Annotated in this window: 16 protein-coding genes and 1 other RNA gene; all 17 read right to left on the minus strand. The window is 41.9% G+C overall.

The genetic code is table 11. From position 1 onward, the window contains the following. Positions 1-5 precede the first annotated feature (5 nt). The 17 genes from HNR43_RS02865 to ssrS all read right to left on the minus strand — a co-directional run bounded on the left by HNR43_RS02865 (position 6) and on the right by ssrS (position 17923). Positions 6-299 (minus strand): DUF1292 domain-containing protein, encoded by a 294-nt coding sequence (locus HNR43_RS02865; protein WP_004889318.1) that lies wholly within the window; start codon positions 297-299, stop codon positions 6-8. A 5-nt stretch (positions 300-304) separates the two neighbouring features. Further along, positions 305-727, minus strand: coding sequence for a Holliday junction resolvase RuvX (ruvX, locus tag HNR43_RS02870; RefSeq protein WP_183241116.1), 423 nt, complete (start codon positions 725-727; stop codon positions 305-307). 4 nt (positions 728-731) lie between these two features. Next, positions 732-998: an IreB family regulatory phosphoprotein gene (locus HNR43_RS02875; protein ID WP_004889315.1), complete on the minus strand. Its 267-nt coding sequence runs from the start codon at positions 996-998 to the stop codon at positions 732-734. 83 nt (positions 999-1081) lie between these two features. After that, a complete protein-coding gene (gene alaS, locus HNR43_RS02880; RefSeq protein ID WP_183241120.1) occupies positions 1082-3715 on the minus strand; it encodes an alanine--tRNA ligase in 2634 nt (877 codons plus the stop codon). 309 nt (positions 3716-4024) lie between these two features. Next, entirely contained in the window at positions 4025-5083 is a 1059-nt protein-coding gene (locus HNR43_RS02885; RefSeq protein WP_183241122.1) for an AI-2E family transporter, read from the minus strand. A gap of 89 nt (positions 5084-5172) precedes the next feature. Further along, positions 5173-5313, minus strand: a complete 141-nt coding sequence (locus HNR43_RS02890) for a YrzQ family protein (protein WP_183241125.1) — start codon at positions 5311-5313, stop codon at positions 5173-5175. Between the two features lie 10 nt (positions 5314-5323). Beyond that, positions 5324-5515: a hypothetical protein gene (locus tag HNR43_RS02895; protein WP_032100167.1), complete on the minus strand. Its 192-nt coding sequence runs from the start codon at positions 5513-5515 to the stop codon at positions 5324-5326. Positions 5516-5617: 102 nt separating this feature from the next. Next, positions 5618-7972: an SF1B family DNA helicase RecD2 gene (gene recD2, locus HNR43_RS02900; RefSeq protein ID WP_183241377.1), complete on the minus strand. Its 2355-nt coding sequence runs from the start codon at positions 7970-7972 to the stop codon at positions 5618-5620. 11 nt (positions 7973-7983) lie between these two features. Beyond that, positions 7984-8640 (minus strand): tetratricopeptide repeat protein, encoded by a 657-nt coding sequence (locus HNR43_RS02905; RefSeq protein ID WP_183241127.1) that lies wholly within the window; start codon positions 8638-8640, stop codon positions 7984-7986. Positions 8641-8702: 62 nt separating this feature from the next. Beyond that, a complete protein-coding gene (mnmA, locus tag HNR43_RS02910; RefSeq protein ID WP_183241129.1) occupies positions 8703-9800 on the minus strand; it encodes a tRNA 2-thiouridine(34) synthase MnmA in 1098 nt (365 codons plus the stop codon). A 14-nt stretch (positions 9801-9814) separates the two neighbouring features. Beyond that, a complete protein-coding gene (locus HNR43_RS02915; RefSeq protein WP_183241131.1) occupies positions 9815-10960 on the minus strand; it encodes a cysteine desulfurase family protein in 1146 nt (381 codons plus the stop codon). A 15-nt stretch (positions 10961-10975) separates the two neighbouring features. Then, entirely contained in the window at positions 10976-11392 is a 417-nt protein-coding gene (gene cymR, locus HNR43_RS02920; RefSeq protein WP_183241133.1) for a cysteine metabolism transcriptional regulator CymR, read from the minus strand. A 73-nt stretch (positions 11393-11465) separates the two neighbouring features. Then, a complete protein-coding gene (locus tag HNR43_RS02925; RefSeq protein WP_183241136.1) occupies positions 11466-12746 on the minus strand; it encodes a replication-associated recombination protein A in 1281 nt (426 codons plus the stop codon). 12 nt (positions 12747-12758) lie between these two features. Beyond that, positions 12759-13568 carry a TetR family transcriptional regulator gene (locus HNR43_RS02930; RefSeq protein ID WP_183241138.1) on the minus strand — a complete coding sequence of 270 codons (810 nt, stop codon included), beginning with the start codon at positions 13566-13568 and terminating at the stop codon, positions 12759-12761. A gap of 79 nt (positions 13569-13647) precedes the next feature. Continuing rightward, on the minus strand, positions 13648-16707 hold the full coding sequence (locus HNR43_RS02935) for an efflux RND transporter permease subunit (protein ID WP_183241140.1): 3060 nt from the start codon (positions 16705-16707) through the stop codon (positions 13648-13650). A gap of 145 nt (positions 16708-16852) precedes the next feature. Further along, entirely contained in the window at positions 16853-17617 is a 765-nt protein-coding gene (locus tag HNR43_RS02940) for a tRNA threonylcarbamoyladenosine dehydratase (protein WP_183241142.1), read from the minus strand. A gap of 113 nt (positions 17618-17730) precedes the next feature. Then, positions 17731-17923, minus strand: a non-coding RNA gene (gene ssrS / locus HNR43_RS02945) — 6S RNA. Positions 17924-17973 lie beyond the last annotated feature (50 nt).

The following is a 17973-nucleotide window of genomic DNA, read 5'->3' on the forward strand; positions in this document are numbered from 1 at the left end:
GCCTCTTATTCTTCATCTTCTTCCTCTTCACCGAGAAATGTGTTTAGCATTTCTTCAATCATATCCCATTCTTCTTCTGTTTCGATCGGCTGCAATTCTCCTGCCTGCCCATCTTCTCCTGGGATAAAAGAAGATGCGTGAATTTCAATTTCTTCGTTGTCATCTTCTTCTGCACCGATTGGGTAGTACAAGACGTAAGATTTTCCGAACTCTTCAGATTCAAATGTAAATAGTACTTCGCAAAGTTGTTCGTTGCCGTCTTCGTCAACGACTGTAATGTGTTTTTCACCGTGTTCCATCATGTTCACCTCAATTGTTTATAGTCCAAATACGATTGTAAAATCATCACTGCGGCCATTTTGTCGATCACTTGTTTTCGTTTTTTTCGACTAACGTCCGCAGCGACTAACATGCGCTCTGCCGCCATCGTGGACAATCTTTCGTCCCACAGTACGACAGGAAGTGAAAACGTTTGTTTCACTTTTTCGGCAAAGCTTTGTGTCGCCTCGCCACGCGGTCCGATCGTGCCGTTCATATTTTTCGGAAACCCGATCACGATTTCTTCGACCGCATATTGCTCAATCAATTGCCGCAAACGTTCAAAGCCGTACTCTCCGTGTTCTTCATCGATGCGAATCGTCTCGATGCCTTGAGCCGTCCACCCTAGCTCGTCGCTCACGGCAACACCGAGCGTTTTTGTTCCAAAGTCTAGTCCTAAAATACGCATGTGTCTATTCCTCACGATGTGTTCGTAAATAGAATTTCACTAATTCTTCAATTAATTCGTCGCGATCGACTTTGCGAATTAAGTTTCTGGCATCTTTATGGCGAGGGATGTAAGCTGGATCACCAGACAATAAGTAGCCGACAATTTGGTTAATCGGGTTATACCCTTTTTCCTGCAATGCGTCGTATACGGTAAGCAACACTTCCCGAACATCGACGTCCATCGGTTCTTCCGGAAAGTTAAATTGCATTGTATTATCAAACGAACTCACCGTTTTTTTGCACCCCACTCTCACGTTCCACGAAATCTGGCATATCCATCCTTACATCCATTGTACACGATTTCCACCGTTTATTAAACAGATTTTACCCACTGTTCGACAAATTTAAGCGCTTCGTCTACTTTATTCGCATCTTTTCCGCCTGCTTGTGCTAGATCTGCACGGCCACCGCCACCACCGCCGCAACGCGTCGCTACTTCTTTAATGAGTTTCCCTGCGTGATAGCCGCGGTCGATTAAATCGTTTGTTACACCAGCAATTAAGTTTACTTTATTTTGTTGTACAGAAGCAAGCACAATGATTGCGGATCCTAATTTTTGTTTTAAATCGTCAACCATTGCACGTAAGCTGTTCATATCAGCGTTATTTACTTTGCTGACGACAAGTTGAACGCCATTGATTTCTTTCGTTTGGTTGACTAAGTTTTCTGCTTCCATATGGCTTAAACGAGCAGCAAGCGATTCATTTTCGCGCTGCAATTCGCGCATATCGTTCATGAGTGTATCGATGCGCGTTAACACATCTTTCGGATTCGTTTTTAATTTTTCCGCTACTTCTTTTAACAATGCAATTTGATCGTTCATTAAACGATACGCTGCTTTTCCTGTCACCGCTTCAATACGGCGTGTACCTGCGCCAATGCCCGATTCAGAAACGATTTTAAACAAGCCGATTTCGGCTGTATTTGTGACATGGCAACCACCGCAAAGTTCTAAACTATAATCACCTACTTGTACAACGCGCACGATGTCGCCATATTTTTCACCAAATAGCGCCATCGCCCCCATTGCTTTCGCTTCGTCAAGTGGTTTATAGTCGATCGCAACAGGGAGATTGCGCCAAATTTGCTCATTGACAATCGCTTCAATTTTTTCAAGCTCTTCTTGTTTTACTTGACCGAAGTGCGTAAAGTCAAAACGTAAACGATCAGGCGCAACAAGTGAACCGGCTTGGTTGACATGCATGCCAAGCACATCTTTTAACGCTTGATGCAACAAGTGGGTCGCTGTATGGTTTTTCACGATATTAACGCGCGATTCTTCATCGATACGTGCGATATATGTGCCGTTTGTTTGAATAACCCCTTGTTCGACGACGATGTGATGTAAATGTTGACCGTTCGGTGCTTTTTGGACATCTTTTACGTACGCTTTTCCTGTTTCCCCTTCAATCCAGCCACGATCCGCAATTTGTCCACCACTTTCTGCATAAAACGGCGTTTCACGTAAAATGATTTGCGCTTCTTGTCCTTCGCTTACCTCGTTGACAAGTTGTCCGTCTTTTACGATTACTTCAACGACAGAAGAAACAGAAAGTTGATCGTAGCCGACAAACGTACTTTCTACTTTAATGTCGCCTAATACGCCACCTTGTACTTGCATCGAATCCACATCTTGACGCGCAGCACGCGCTCGCTCCCGTTGACGTTCCATTTCACGCTCAAAACCGTCGTGATCGACTTTCATCCCTTCTTCTGCCGCATACTCTTCCGTTAATTCAACAGGGAAGCCGTATGTATCGTACAGGCGGAATACATCTTCACCGCTAATTGTATCGCTACCACGTTGTTTTTCTTTTTCAATGACGCTTGCTAAAATGGCAAGTCCTTCGTTTAATGTTTCGTGGAAGCGCTCTTCTTCATTTTTAATGACTTTTTGAATGAACGCTGCTTTTTCTTTTACTTCCGGATAATAGTCAACCATAATTTCACCGACAACCGGAACGAGTTCATACATAAATGGACGTTGAATGTTTAATTGTTTCGCATAGCGAACGGCACGACGCAATAAGCGGCGCAACACGTAACCGCGTCCTTCGTTTGATGGAAGCGCACCGTCTCCAATCGCAAATGTTACAGTACGAATATGGTCTGCGATCACTTTAAATGCCACGTCTTTTTCAGCATTTGTACGATATGTTTCACCTGAAATTTGTTCGGTTGCGCGGATGATTGGCATAAATAAATCGGTATCAAAGTTTGTCGGAACGTCTTGTAAAATCGAGCACATTCGCTCTAATCCCATGCCTGTATCAATGTTTTTCTTCGGAAGCGGCGTGTACGTACCATCAGGATTATGGTTAAATTGCGAAAAGACGAGATTCCACACTTCTAAATAGCGCTCGTTTTCTCCCCCCGGATATAATTCCGGATCGTTCGGGTCGTTGCCAAATTGTTCACCGCGATCATAGAAAATTTCTGTATTTGGTCCACTTGGACCTTCCCCGATATCCCAGAAATTCCCTTCCAACCGAATAATGCGTTCTTCCGGCAACCCAATTTCGTTATGCCAAATGTCAAACGCTTCTTCATCTTCTGGATGGATCGTAACAGAAAGACGATTCGGATCAAAGCCGATCCATTTTTCGCTCGTTAAAAACTCCCATGCCCAATGAATCGCTTCACGCTTAAAATAGTCGCCAATCGAGAAGTTTCCGAGCATTTCAAAAAACGTATGATGGCGTGCTGTTTTTCCGACGTTTTCAATATCATTTGTGCGAATCGATTTTTGCGCATTACAAATGCGTGGATTGTCTGGAATGACGCGACCATCGAAATATTTTTTTAATGTGGCCACACCGCTATTAATCCATAACAATGATGGATCATCAATTGGAATGAGCGATGCGCTCGGCTCAACTGCGTGCCCTTTTTCTTTGAAAAAGTCTAAAAACATTTGACGAACTTGAGCAGATGTTAGCTTTTTCACGTTTCCTTCCTCCCTTATAAAATATAAAAAACTCCCATCCCTGCTCAGGGACGAGAGCTTGCTCGCGGTACCACCCTGTTTATGGACAAACGTCCATCACCTCAACCGCCGTAACGTGGCTTCGTCGGCAGGGTTTGCCTGCACTCAGGATTAGCGTTCTGTTACCCTTCATCTGGAATTTCTTTCAGCCGCGGAAATTCCTCTCTGTGCGCCAACATGCGCTTTAAGATGGACTGTAACATACTCGATCCGTCATCGTTTTTGTATGTATTACTCTTGTGAAAATTATAGACAAGCCCCTTTTTTTTGTCAATTTGTTTTCAATGAACGAATATGCACAAATGTCGCCTTACCAATCGCAACGATTGGAACAGCAACAATTAAACCGATGATACCACCGATTTCCCCGCCAACAAATAGGGAAAACATAATGATCAACGGATGTAAATGTAAGCTTTTCCCTACAATAAGTGGAGATAAAATGTTTCCTTCAATAAACTGCAATAAAAAGACGATGCCGACAGTAAGCAGTAATTTGTTTACCGATATGGTTGCGGAAATAATCGCTGCTGGAATGGCGCCGATAATTGGTCCGAAATACGGAATCACATTTGTGACCCCAACGATGATGCCAAGCAAAAGAGGATATTTCATATCAATGAGCCAAAACGAAAGCGTAGCAGCTGTTCCGATCAATAAACAGACGAGCAGTTGTCCACGAATATATCCACCGAGCGTTTGATCAACATCACGTAAAAATTGCATACCTTTATTGCGCCATTTTTTCGGCGTCCATTCCCATGCCGCTTTTTTGATAAGCTCCACATCTTTTAACATGTAAAATGCGATAAACGGAATAATAAAAAAGACGATGACTCGATTAATTAGCTGTTTTAACCCGATAATTGTTCCCGTAACCGCCCCGCTAATAAACGTTTCCGCTTCTGTAATCATCGTTTCAATTCGTTTATGAACATCGTAAGGCCATGTGACCGTTTCTTCATGAATATAATTCGTCCATTGTTCATACGTGCGGACAAATATTGGTAAACTTTTATTTAAATCTTCAAGCTGGGCAATAAATAATGGCATGCCTTTATAAACCGCAAAACCGATTCCTCCAAAAAATAACGCATAAATAGAAAGAATAGCGAGCGCTCTCGGCATGCCGCGTTGATGAACGTATTCGACGACAGGATGCAATAAGTATGTAATAAACGCGGCGATAAGAAAAGGGGTCATAATTTTAATAAATAAATGTAAAAACGGGAGCCATATCGACTTAAGCTTTACAATAAAATATAAACAAACTAAAATGAATAGCAACTTCGTTAACCGAACGAAAAAATGGAGATGCGGGTGTTCCAAACTGATCCCTCCTTTACTCATATAGTGTGGGTACAAATAGAAGATGTTATACAAAAAACGGCAACCTCAAATGAGATTGCCGTTTTTCATTACATGAATGGACGTAACATTTGTTTGCCTACTTTTCGCACGTTGCGCATATTCATGCCACCGTTTCGTTGCGCTAATTGGTATGCTGCTACTCCTGCACCGATCGCAATTAAAGAAGCGATTGCTCGATTCATCGTCATTCTCCTTTCATTACGAAAACAAAGTTCGTTCATGTTCGCTAAATAAATCGTCAAGCGAGCTAAGCGTTCCGTCTTCTTCGACTTGATGCGTATAAATCATTCCTTTTTGAACGGTTAGCTCAATAAAACAATTCCAACAATAATACTGATTGACGCCGATTTTCCCTAAATCTTTACTTTGACAGTTCGGACACTTTAACATAAAAAGGCACGCTCCTTTTTATTTTTTCTTCTATCTTTGTCATTTTTTTACGTAAACATACATCATTGAAAAAGAAGCGTGCCGATATGTGTGTGTCCATTGTTATGTTACGTCATTTTCCATAAAGTCATACGGGGTAACACCTTCCATTCCAATGTTTGCATCTTCCATCGGAAGCAGTTGTTGTTCAGGAGAAATGGTAGCTGTTAATTTTTCGTATAGCGTCGTTTGTCTCGTCCCGTCATCTGTTCTCATCACCCCGAGTTGGAACGCTTCTTCTTCACCGCATAAAATTAAATACTGCTTACTTCGCGTAATGGCTGTGTATAATAAATTGCGTCGCAGCATGCGATAATAACTTTTGACAACAGGCAAAATGACGATCGGAAATTCACTTCCTTGCGATTTATGTATCGAACAACAATACGCGTGCGTAATTTGGTGCAATTCTTGTTTCGGATACGTCACTTCATTTCCATCAAACGAAACGACAACGAGATCTTGTTTTTCGACATTTTCATTCGCATAAAAAATAGCAACAATCTCACCGATGTCCCCATTAAATACGTTTTCATCCGGCTGATTGACCAGCTGCAACACTTTATCGCCTACACGATAAACGACATCACCAAAAGTAAGCTCTCGTTTATTGTCATGTTTTGGATTAAATAATTGTTGTAACGTTTCATTCAGTCGATCAATTCCCGCATGACCACGATACATCGGTGCGAGCACTTGAACGTCCTTCGCCCGATATCCTTTTTGTTTTGCGTTTTCAGCTACTTTTTTTACAACGTCAACGACCTGTCCACTCGTGCAACGAATGAACGAACGATCTTTTTGCGGAATCGTCAAATCATGAGGAATGTTTCCATCTTTAATCGCATGAGCAAGCGAAATGATCGACGAACCTTCCGCTTGACGATAAATGTCTGTTAGTCGAACGGTCGGAACGACATTTGCGCGAAGCAAGTCTTTTAACACTTGTCCTGGTCCGACAGACGGCAGTTGATCCTCATCGCCAACGAAAATGACTTGCATCGATGATGGAACAGATTTTAACAACTGATTCGCTAGCCACGTATCGACCATAGACATTTCATCAACAATTAACAACTTTCCGCAAATCGGCTCATCTTCTCCGCGCTGAAATCCATCACCACTCCAGCCGAGCAAACGATGAATCGTCATTGCCGGCAAGCCTGTCGATTCTGTCATTCGCTTCGCTGCTCGTCCGGTTGGAGCCGCAAGTAAAATCGGAAACGGCTCGTCCGCATCATAGCTCGCAGGATCAAGCGATAATCCATGTAATTTAGCGAATAAATGAACGATGCCGTTAATGACCGTTGTTTTTCCTGTGCCTGGTCCGCCCGTTAAAATGAACAACGGAGAACAAAGCGCTTGCTGAATCGCCTCTTTTTGTTTTTGCGAATATTGGATATTTGCTTCTTCTTCCCATTCACCGAGCGCCAGTAAAAATTCCGCTTCAGAAAACGTAGTCATGCCCTTTTGCTCAAGCAGTCGCTTTACGTTTGACACGATACCTTTTTCCGCAAAATATAGCGAAGGAATGTAAAAACGGTCTTCTTCCACAATTAATTTTCCTTCTTCAGATAAATGAATCATTTCGCGGGAAATGCAAGCGACATCGACAAGTTCTTGACGTTTTGCTTCTAACAGTTGTTTTACTTCTGTAAGCAGCTGTTCGTACGTCATATACACATGTCCTTCTTGCATGCAATGTTGCTCAATAACATATAAACAACCGGCCCGAATGCGATCCGGATGATTCCCAGAAATACCGAGCTGCAAGCCGAGGTCATCGGCGCGACCAAATCCGATCCCTTCAACATCTTCTACAAGCTGATACGGATTTGTGCGAATGATTTGTAACGTTTCATCTTTGTACACTTGATAAATTTTCATCGATAACTGCGGTCCGAAGCCAAATTGCGATAAAGCAATCATAATTTGTTCTAATCCTTCATGTTCGCGCAACGTTTCATATAGCTGTCTCGCTTTCGCTTTTGTCAACTTGGGCACGCTTGCAAGCACATCAGGATCTTCTAATATTTTTGAAATCGCTCGCTCACCTAACGTTTCTACAATCGCAGTAGCTGTTTTTTTACCGATTCCTTTAAACATGCCGCCCGATAAATATTGAATCACTCCTTCTTTCGTTTCAGGAAACTCTTTTCGAAAATGATCGACAACATATTGTTTCCCAAAGCGCGGATGTTCTTTAAATGAGCCGAAAAACGTATATGTGTCATATTCACCGAGCAAAGGGAAATAGCCTGTTACAACAACATCTTTTTCGATATGCGCTTCATTTGTTTCTTCCACACGCACACGAATAACCGAATATAAATTGTCTTCGTTATGAAAGATTGTACCGACATGGACGCCTTTAATAAACGATCGTCCGTCGAAGTCTAACTGTTGTTGCAACGCCAGCCCCCCCTTTTTTACTGTAATGCTTGTTCCATTAGCTTTTTCCCATGACCTGCTAGCAAATGATCTGGCTGAATGGCAAGCGCCTTTTCAAACATCGCATGTGCTGTTTTCGGATCGTCTTTGTATGCATACGCGACACCTAAATTGTAATACGCATCCGCATGTTGCTCGTTTAAATGAATCGTCCGTTCAAAATATGTCATTGCCTCATCGACAAACTGCAATTGGGCTAAGCAAAGCCCAAGCTGAAACGTCGCTTCCACATCACGCTCATTTAATTCTACTGCCCGCTGAAAATACGGCATCGCTAAACGCGGTTGCTCTAAGTACATGAGCGACATGCCAAGCATAAAAAACACATCGCCGTCCGTTAATCCCGCTTGAATCGCTCGTTCAAATTGTTCTTTTGCACGTTCGAACTGTTGACGATTGTAATAAATTGATCCGAGCCCGTAATATGCGGTTGCGGCTTTTTCATCAAGTTCAAGCGCTTTGTGAAAAAAGCGCATCGCTTTTTCTTCTTCCCCGACCGCTGCTAATACGTTTCCAAAATTAATGTAGCCAACAGGGTCGTTTGGTTGTCGTTCAATTGCTTCGTGAAAGCATTTAACCGCTTCTTCATATTTTCCTTGCTGCATATATTGAATGCCTTGCGCATTGTAATCCATTTCTCTCACCTCATATGCATATTATAACAAAAAAGCCTTCAACTCGTCTGTTGAGTTGAAGGTTAGCCAACATATGTCAGTCTTTCACCGTTGCGAAATACTTGATCGATCGTTCCGCCGCCGAGACATTGTTCACCATGATAAAACACAACCGCTTGACCTGGGGTCACTGCGCGCACGCGTTGGCTAAATGATACACGCGCTGTCGTCTCATTAATCATTTCTACTGTCACCGGTACATCTGGTTGGCGATAACGGAATTTCGCTGTACATGAAATCGGTTCATTCGGTTTTCGATCGCTGACCCAATTGACATTTGTCGCAATGATCGCATCAGAATAAAGCAATTCGTTATCGAATCCTTGTGCGACGTATAAAATGTTGTCTTTTACATTTTTCCCAACAACGAACCAAGGCTCTCCGCTACCACCGATACCAAGTCCGTGGCGCTGTCCGATCGTATAATACATTAAGCCATCGTGCTTGCCTTTCAATTGTCCATCGAGCGTTTGCATCTCGCCAGGTTGTGCAGGTAAATAATTGCTTAAAAACTGTTTAAAATTGCGTTCGCCGATGAAACAAATGCCTGTGCTATCTTTTTTTCCTGCTGTCGCAAGTCCCGCTTCTTTGGCGATTTCGCGCACTTTGGACTTTTGTAATTCACCGATTGGAAACAACACTTTCGATAATTGTGCTTGCCCGAGCTGATTTAAAAAATACGTTTGATCTTTGTTTGCATCTAATCCACGCAACAATTTGTATTCTCCATCACGATAAGCAACGCGCGCATAATGCCCTGTTGCTAAATAGTCCGCACCAAGCGCCATCGCATGTTCTAAAAACGCTTTAAATTTAATTTCTTTATTGCACATCACATCTGGATTCGGCGTGCGCCCTGCTTTATATTCATCTAAAAAGTACGTAAATACTTTTTCCCAATATTGCTTCTCAAAATTAACTGCATAATACGGGATACCAATTTGGTTGCACACACGCACAACATCTTCATAATCTTCTGTTGCGGTACATACCCCGTTTTCATCGGTATCGTCCCAGTTTTTCATAAAAATGCCGATGACATCATATCCTTGTTGTTTTAACAATAATGCTGCTACCGATGAGTCAACTCCACCGGACATTCCAACAACAACTCTTGTCATTATTTTCCCTCCTTTCACGCTTTTGTTAGTCGCTTCACAATTTTTGCAATATCATACGCAGCACGTTCTATTTGTTCCAACGTATTTCCATATCCAAAGCTAAAACGGACAGAAGAACGAATACGCTCGGAATCATTTCCGTACATCGCTACTAACACATGTGACGGATCAATGGAGCCAGCCGTACATGCTGATCCGCTTGATGCAGCAATACCTGCTAAATCTAAATTGACAAGCAATGCTTCTACATTTGTTCCGAAAAATGCAACATTTAATACATGTGGCAAACGATTTGTTTCATGACCGTTCACCGCATAATCAATCCCTTCTCGTTCAAATGTCGTCAACATGATATGTTGAAACTGTTCATATAACGCTCGTTTTTCAGACATCGTTTGTTGTGCGAGTTCAGCTGCTTTTTGAAATCCGACAATACCGGGTACGTTTTCTGTCCCTGCACGTCGTTTTCTTTCTTGCTCTCCGCCGTATATGTGTGGCATCAGACGAACCCCTTCACGTACGTATAAAAAGCCGACTCCTTTTGGTCCGTTCACTTTATGGCTAGATACGGAAAGTAAATCGATGCCGAGTTCGTGCACATCAATCGGAACGAGACCATACGCTTGTACCGCATCTGTATGAAAATACGCATCATGGTCGCGAAGTAATTGGCCAATGTCGTGAATCGGTTGCAATACGCCTGTTTCGTTGTTACCAAACATAATGGATACAATAATTGTATCATCGCGCAAAGCACTTTTTACTTGTTCAACTGAAATCATACCATGCTCATCCACAGGCAAATACGTCACATCAAATCCTTGCTTTTGTAAATATTTACACGTATTTAATACGGCGTGATGTTCGACAGACGTTGTAATGATGTGTCGTCCTTTTTCGCGATTCGCCATCGCTACACCAATGATCGCTAAATTATCCGCCTCCGTTCCACCGCTTGTAAAAATAATTTCGTTCGCTTTTGCTCCAACCGTTTTTGCAATCGTCTCCCGTGCCTCATCAAGCGCTCGGCGACTTTCGCGCCCGAACGAATGAATGCTTGATGGGTTGCCGAAATATGTTGTCATGTACGGTATCATTGCTTCCACGACTTGCGGATGGACAGGAGACGTCGCTGCGTGATCTAAATAAGTGCGCTCCAAATACATTCTCCTTTCTTAAATGTAAAACATATATGCATCACCATGGTCGTCCGTATGGCTTGCTAAGTCTTCTAACGTCGTGCTATCTAACACTTCTTTTACCGCATCGCGAATACGCATCCATAGTTCCCGCTTCGCTGGTTCTTCATCTTCTAGTTCTTCAACGACTTGCAACGGTCCTTCCAACACACGAATGACATCACCTGCAGTAATTTTTGACGGTTCATCCGCTAAAATATAACCTCCATACGCTCCGCGAATACTTTTCACCAAACCAGCATTTCGCAATGGGGAAATGAGTTGTTCTAAATAATGCTCGGATAAGTTGTTCATTTGAGCAATCGATTTTAATGAAATCGGTCCCTCTCCATATCGTTTAGCCAACTCAATCATAATCGTTAAACCGTATCGACCTTTTGTAGATATTTTCAAACGAATCATCCCCTCATCAACTGTCAAAAGAAACACAAGCCATTATAACATAAAAATGCGAAACAGAGGAACGTTACTGCTTTTTTCGTTCGTTTAGCCGTTCGTACACATGAGCGAGCTGTTTTTCTTCTCCGTTTTGTTTCGGTTGATAATATTGCACCCCGATTAAATCATCAGGCAAGTATTGTTGTGCCACCCAACTGTACGCATAGTCGTGCGGATATTTATATCCTACTCCCCGTCCAAGAAGTGTGGCGCCTTTATAATGGGCATCTTGCAAATGAAGGGGAATGGATTGGCCTTTGCCGCTCCGCACATCCATTAGCGCTTGATCGATTGCCTTATAGGCGCTATTTGATTTCGGCGATAAACACATGTCGATCGTCACAACTGAAAGCGGAATGCGTGCTTCTGGCATACCGAGACGTTCTGCGGCTTCGATCGCGCTCATCACTTTCACGCCGATCAGCGGATTCGCTAATCCAATATCTTCATAAGCTATAACCGCGAGGCGACGACAAACAGCGGTAAGATCTCCGCCTTCAAGAAGCCTTGCTAAATAGTGAAGCGCAGCATCAACATCGCTACCACGAATACTTTTTTGAAAAGCGGAAAGTAAAGAATAATACGTATCTCCTTGTTTATCATACGTCAATGCCCTTTTTTCTACACAAAACGAAACGGTATGTAAATCTACAACGGCACGTTGATCGTCTTGCTTCGTTGCATATACCGCTTCTTCCAATAACGTTAACGCTGTGCGCGCATCGCCGTTTGCTCCTTCAGCAATCATCGAAAGCGCCTCATCGCTAATGTCAATATGCCAATCACCTAATCCTCGTTCACGATCGGTTAGAGCGCGGTGTAATAATTCGAGCGTCTTCTCTTTTGTTAATGGCTTCAACTGTTTAATTTGTCCTAAACGACTTCGAACAGCCGGATTAATCGAATGAAATGGATTTTCCGTCGTTGCTCCAATAAGCGTAATCAGACCGTTTTCGACATGTGGCAATAAATAGTCTTGCTGCGCTTTCGTAAAACGATGAATTTCATCAATAAATAAAATGACGTTGCCTTCAAGGCGAGCATCTGCCACAATTTCTTCGATTTCTTTTTTTCCTGCCGTTGTCGCATTTAACGTATAAAACGGTCGTTGCATCGTTCCAGCAATCGCATAAGCGAGCGATGTTTTGCCGACGCCAGGCGGTCCGTAAAGCAACAACGATGGTACATAGCCATTTTTAATCATTCGATATAGCGCTGTATGTGAACCAATGACATCATCTTGTCCGACCACCTCATCGATGGTGCGTGGACGCATACGATAAGCAAGCGGCTCTTGAGCAAACAACATCATTTTCTCACCTCACAATGCTAGCGCTGCACGTAAGGCAGGAACAAACTGGCACATATTACTATGTTGTAAATATAAAAGAAACGCATCAATAATCGCTTTTCGCGGTTCATCTCGTTCTACTTCTTTTTTTAATTGTTTTAGTAGCTCCACGATATCATGATCACCTGCTTCTTCGATCATCTCCTCAATAAGCACAAATGCACGTGTTTTTTCCGCTTGAGCATCGTGACTAAGGAGCGGCATGTCGTGCTGTAAACTGTCGACAAGAGTATCAAGTCGCTCGATTAAAAAAGGGGCTAATCGTTGAAAAGGAAACGCCTTTTGTTCAAAAAGGGCAAAAAATAAATATTCTTTTAACATGCCATTTAACATCACGGCACAATCAAGCACATACGGACGAATACGTTCCCCGTATACATCGATAAGTGATTGAACGTACCAGTCAAATAAATGGGAACGAATACGTAAAACAAGCGCGTGAACGTCTTCGCTAACTTTTTGTGCATGATCGCCCATATGCATTTGCACAATTTCTTTGTGTTGCTCAAACGCTTCAATTTGTAAAGAAAGTTGTTTTAAAAATTTTTCACGTGCTGTCAGCGATCGATCAGAAGCGATACGTGCAAATTGTTGAAACAGCTGATCGTAATGATATTGAAAAATGGACAGCACAATTTCCTCTTTTGACTTAAAGTAATTGTATAGCGATCCTTTTGCTAACTGGCTATGTTCAGCAATTTCTTGCATCGTTGTGGCGTGATATCCTTTTTCAGCAAACAGTTTCATCGCCACTTCAATAATTTGCTCTTTTCTGCTCACTCGACCTCATCCTTATTGTTCATTTCTCGTTCTATTATAACATAACAGGCTGACCGAATTTCAGTCAGCCTGCCATCCATTATGCTTGTCGTTCTTTTTTCGCTTGACGGAAGAAAAATAGTTCATATACAACAGGAACGAGAATTAACGTTAATAACGTTGATGACGTCAATCCACCGATGACCGTAATCGCTAATCCTTTAGAAATGAGCGTCCCTGATGATTTCGTAAGCGCAAGCGGAATGAGTGCGGCAACCGTCGCAAATGCTGTCATTAAAATTGGACGTAAACGCGTTTTTCCTGCTTCAATGAGCGCTTGACGAATCGTCATTCCTTTTTGCTCACGATTTTGCCCGATGCGGTCAACGAGAACGATCGCATTCGTTGTAACAATTCCAATGAGCATGAGTAAACCAATCATGACGCTGACGGACATCGGTTCATTCGCAATAAATAAGCCGAGCAACGAACCGATTGGAACGAATACAAGCGATGATAAAATAATAAACGGAATGCGCGCTTTTCCGAACGTAATAAGCATCGTAATATACACAAGCCCAATGGCTACAACCATCGCTAAACCGAGCTGTTGGAACGTTTCTACTGTTTCATCGCTTCCACCGCCGCCTTCAAATGAGACGTCTTTTGGTAAATCAATTTCTTTTTTCACGCCATTGATGACATCTTGTGTGACTTTTTGAATGTTGTCACCAACGACTTGAGCAGACACACGTGCGAACACTTTTCCGTCGAGTTTTTGAATCGATGTAAATGTATCAACTTCTTGCACGTCTGCTAATTGCTTTACTGGCACTGGACCGAACTTTGTGAAAATAAGCGTGTTTTCTAACTCTTCTATCGATGCCATTTGTTTATCATATGACAATTGTACCGTCCGTTCTTCCTCGTCTAACGTCAACGTACCGACTTGAACGGGACGAGTTTGATCGGCAATTGTACCGAGAATTTGGAATCCTGATACACCGTATTCCATTGCTTTGTTCGTATCAATGTTAACGACGACTTGCTTTTGTTTATCTGTAAAGTTATTTGTGACATATTTCAAATCGTCGCGCGTCTTTAGATACGCTTCTACATCTTTCGCTGCTTGTTGTAACGCATTTAAGTTGGTCGAGTACAAGTCAATATTTACGTTATTGTTTGACGGCGGCCCGCCTGTTTGCAACTCTTGAACACCGATTTTTGCACCTTTTACTTCCGTTTGAGCGATCGTTTCCATTTCTTTTTCTAACTTTTTAATAAATGCGCTCACGTTCGTGTCTTCTTTCAATGTGATAAAATAGTTCGCTTGGTTTTTCCGCTTTAATCCGCTACGGAAATCGCGGCTACCGATTCCTGCAGTAACTTCTTCAATCTCCTTCATTGAAGCAAACATATTTTCAATTTCCAACGATACATCGTTCGTTTTTTCTAATGGAGTAGACGATGGAAGTTCGACGGCAGCGATTAACGATTTTTGTTCTTCGTTTGGAATAAATGTAAAGCCTAACTTCGGTACAATAGCGAATGAACTACCGAGCAATAAAACAGACAAAAGCAAGACGGTTTTTTTATGATTCAACGCCCATTCAATCGCTCTACCGTAAGCTCGTTGCAATGCCCCTTCTTTTTCTTCTGGCGGCACTTTTTTAAACGAAAATTTCGCTAAAATTGGAACAATCGTAATGGCAACAACGAGCGACATTAAAAGCGAAAACACAATCGTTAACGCAAATGGTAAGAAAAACTCACCTGTCACACCACCAACAAGGCCGAGAGGTAAAAACACAACGACTGTTGTAATGGTCGACGATGTAATTGCCTTCAAAATTTCTTTCGTTGAGTCTTCAACAAGTTCATCTGTCATCCCCGTTTTCGATTTGCGCACGCGTCGGAAAATGTTTTCGATAACAACGATGCTATCGTCTACGACACGTCCGACCGCAACCGCCATTCCACCTAACGTCATAATGTTTAAAGAAATATCCATCCGCTGTAAGAAAATAGATGCGACTAATAATGAAAGTGGAATGGAAACAATTGCAATGATCGTTGCACGCACGTTTCTTAAAAAGACAAGCACTGCGATGGATGCAAACAATGCACCGAGCAATCCTTCTCTCACAAGCGTTTCAACGGACTTTTTAATTCCTTCAGCAGAATCAAATCCTATGGCATAGTCGATTTTGTCTTTATATTTGTCAAGCACGTTTAGCACTTTCTCCGCCACTTCAACCGTGTTCGCATCTTGCTTTTTCGTAATCGCCATTGATAAAGATGGTTTTAAGTTGTAGCGTGTAATTTCTCCTTGCTCTGTCACTGCTTCAATCGTTGCAACATCTTTTAACGTAATTTTTGCAGAAGCTTGCTGGCCACTTGCTGGTGCCCCTGGTGATGCGTTCATCATTGGCGAAGACAACGGTAAATTTTCAAGTTGTTTTATCGTTTCAATTTTTTGTTGTACGCGAATCGGAATTTGTACCGTTTCTGTTTGAACATTTCCGGCAGGGAACGCTAAAAACTTTTCATTAATTTGTTCTTTAATTTGCGTTAAACTTAAGCCATACTGTAATGCTTTTTGTTTATCAACTGTAATTTGAACAATGTCTTCTTCCATTCCACCGACAGAAATGGAGTTAATGCCATTAATTTTTTTCAACTCTGGAATAATTGTATCATCTAACAACTGCTGTACGTTCGTATCCCCTTTTGCAAACAAAGAAATGTTATAAATCGGGAACGTACCAAACGAGAACCGATTCACTTTTGTTTGCACGTTTTCTGGTAAATTGGCTTCTTTCATGAGCGATTCAACTTGTCGTTCAACTTCGTCCATATCCGTGTTGAACGGAAACTCTAGGTTAATAATAGAAATACTTTCAAATGATGTACTCTGAAGCTTCTTCACCCCTTCGATTGCTTTAAACTTTTCTTCTAGCTTTGTCGTCACTTGCTCGTTCATATCTTCTGGTGAAGCGCCTGGATAAATGACTTCCACAGATAGTTGTGGAAACTCAATATTTGGCAACAAATCGACTTTTAAAGAAGAAAATGAATATAGTCCGCCTAATATGAGTAGAAATGAAATAATAAATACGGCGACCGCATTTTTTAAACTAAACCTCGTTAAAAAGTTCATCCCGCTCTTCCTTTCTTTCTCAAAATATGACCAAACAGTCGTTTTATTACGACCATACAGTCACATTTTCACTATAATTCAATTTCCTTTCCTTTGCAACTAATAATGTGCTATAAAGAAGCGCAAAGGATTTTTTCCCTTGCGCTTATTGTTGATCCACACGTTGAATCGGAATGTCTTTTAATAATTGTTGTATGACATGTGCAGCCATAATGAGACCTGCAACAGATGGAACGAACGCATTCGATGACGGCGGCATTTTCGCCTTGCGAATCGTTGCTTCATCGTTTCCTACTTCTTTGCGAACGTCTTCTCGAATGACGATTGGGCTTTCATCTGAGAAAACAACGGTAATACCTTTTTTAATTCCTTCTTTTCGCAATCTTGTGCGAATGACTTTTGCAATCGGATCCGTATGCGTTTTTGAAATATCAGCGATACGAAAGCGAGTTGGATCCATTTTATTTGCTGCTCCCATGCTTGAAATGATTGGAATATTGCGTTCTAAACATTGTTTCATTAAATGGATTTTATACGAAATTGTATCCGATGCATCAATGACATAGTCAATGTCATACGAAAAAATTTGTTCGTACGTTTCTTCCGTGTAAAACATTTTTAACGCAATCACTTCACACGCTGGATTAATGTCAGCAATGCGCTCTTTCATCACTTCTACCTTCGGACGTCCGACAGTTGACAATAGGGCATGAATTTGACGATTGACGTTTGTAATGTCAATATCATCTTTGTCAATTAAAATAAGACGTCCAACACCTGAGCGAGCAAGCGCCTCGACTGCGAACGAGCCGACACCACCGATACCGAGAATCGCAACGGTACTTTCACTTAGTCGTTTTAATCCGTCTTTTCCGATCGCAAGTTCGTTACGAGAAAATTGATGTAACATGTTTTTCCTCCTAATATGTAAGTATTTCAATCGGATATACATGCATTATGGCACAAAAAAAGCCTCAACGTAAAGCATGTTCTTTACGTCAAGGCTTTATTCGTTTTTGTTGCTTAAGTCCCAATCGTGCCGTCGCTGATGGCCTTTGTTTTGAACCCGCTCTCTCACAGGTGGGTGCCCTGTTTCAAGCTTATGTACGTCCTCGGTATGTAAATGAGGCATGTACGCCACCTGAAAACCCGGACTCCCGTATCACACATTGTTCGGTCAAAACAATAGGTGATACGACAAACACATCAGGACTTGTTGTTACTTGTATGTTAGCATACTTCGCATGCATTTGCAACGTTACAAAT

The organism is Anoxybacillus mongoliensis (genome assembly GCF_014201515.1).
Classification (GTDB): Bacteria; Bacillota; Bacilli; order Bacillales; family Anoxybacillaceae; genus Anoxybacillus; species Anoxybacillus mongoliensis.

Bases quoted from the DNA above. Each gene is read 5' to 3' on its own strand.
- HNR43_RS02865 (WP_004889318.1), bottom strand. From the start codon at position 299: ATGGAACACGGTGAAAAACACATTACAGTCGTTGACGAAGACGGCAAC.
- HNR43_RS02890 (WP_183241125.1), bottom strand. From the start codon at position 5,313: ATGACGATGAATCGAGCAATCGCTTCTTTAATTGCGATCGGTGCAGGA.
- HNR43_RS02895 (WP_032100167.1), bottom strand. From the start codon at position 5,515: ATGTTAAAGTGTCCGAACTGTCAAAGTAAAGATTTAGGGAAAATCGGC.
- HNR43_RS02925 (WP_183241136.1), bottom strand. From the start codon at position 12,746: ATGTTGTTTGCTCAAGAGCCGCTTGCTTATCGTATGCGTCCACGCACC.
- ruvX (WP_183241116.1), bottom strand. From the start codon at position 727: ATGCGTATTTTAGGACTAGACTTTGGAACAAAAACGCTCGGTGTTGCC.
- HNR43_RS02940 (WP_183241142.1), bottom strand. From the start codon at position 17,617: ATGTTACATCAATTTTCTCGTAACGAACTTGCGATCGGAAAAGACGGA.
- HNR43_RS02905 (WP_183241127.1), bottom strand. From the start codon at position 8,640: ATGGATTACAATGCGCAAGGCATTCAATATATGCAGCAAGGAAAATAT.
- HNR43_RS02935 (WP_183241140.1), bottom strand. From the start codon at position 16,707: ATGAACTTTTTAACGAGGTTTAGTTTAAAAAATGCGGTCGCCGTATTT.
- mnmA (WP_183241129.1), bottom strand. From the start codon at position 9,800: ATGACAAGAGTTGTTGTTGGAATGTCCGGTGGAGTTGACTCATCGGTA.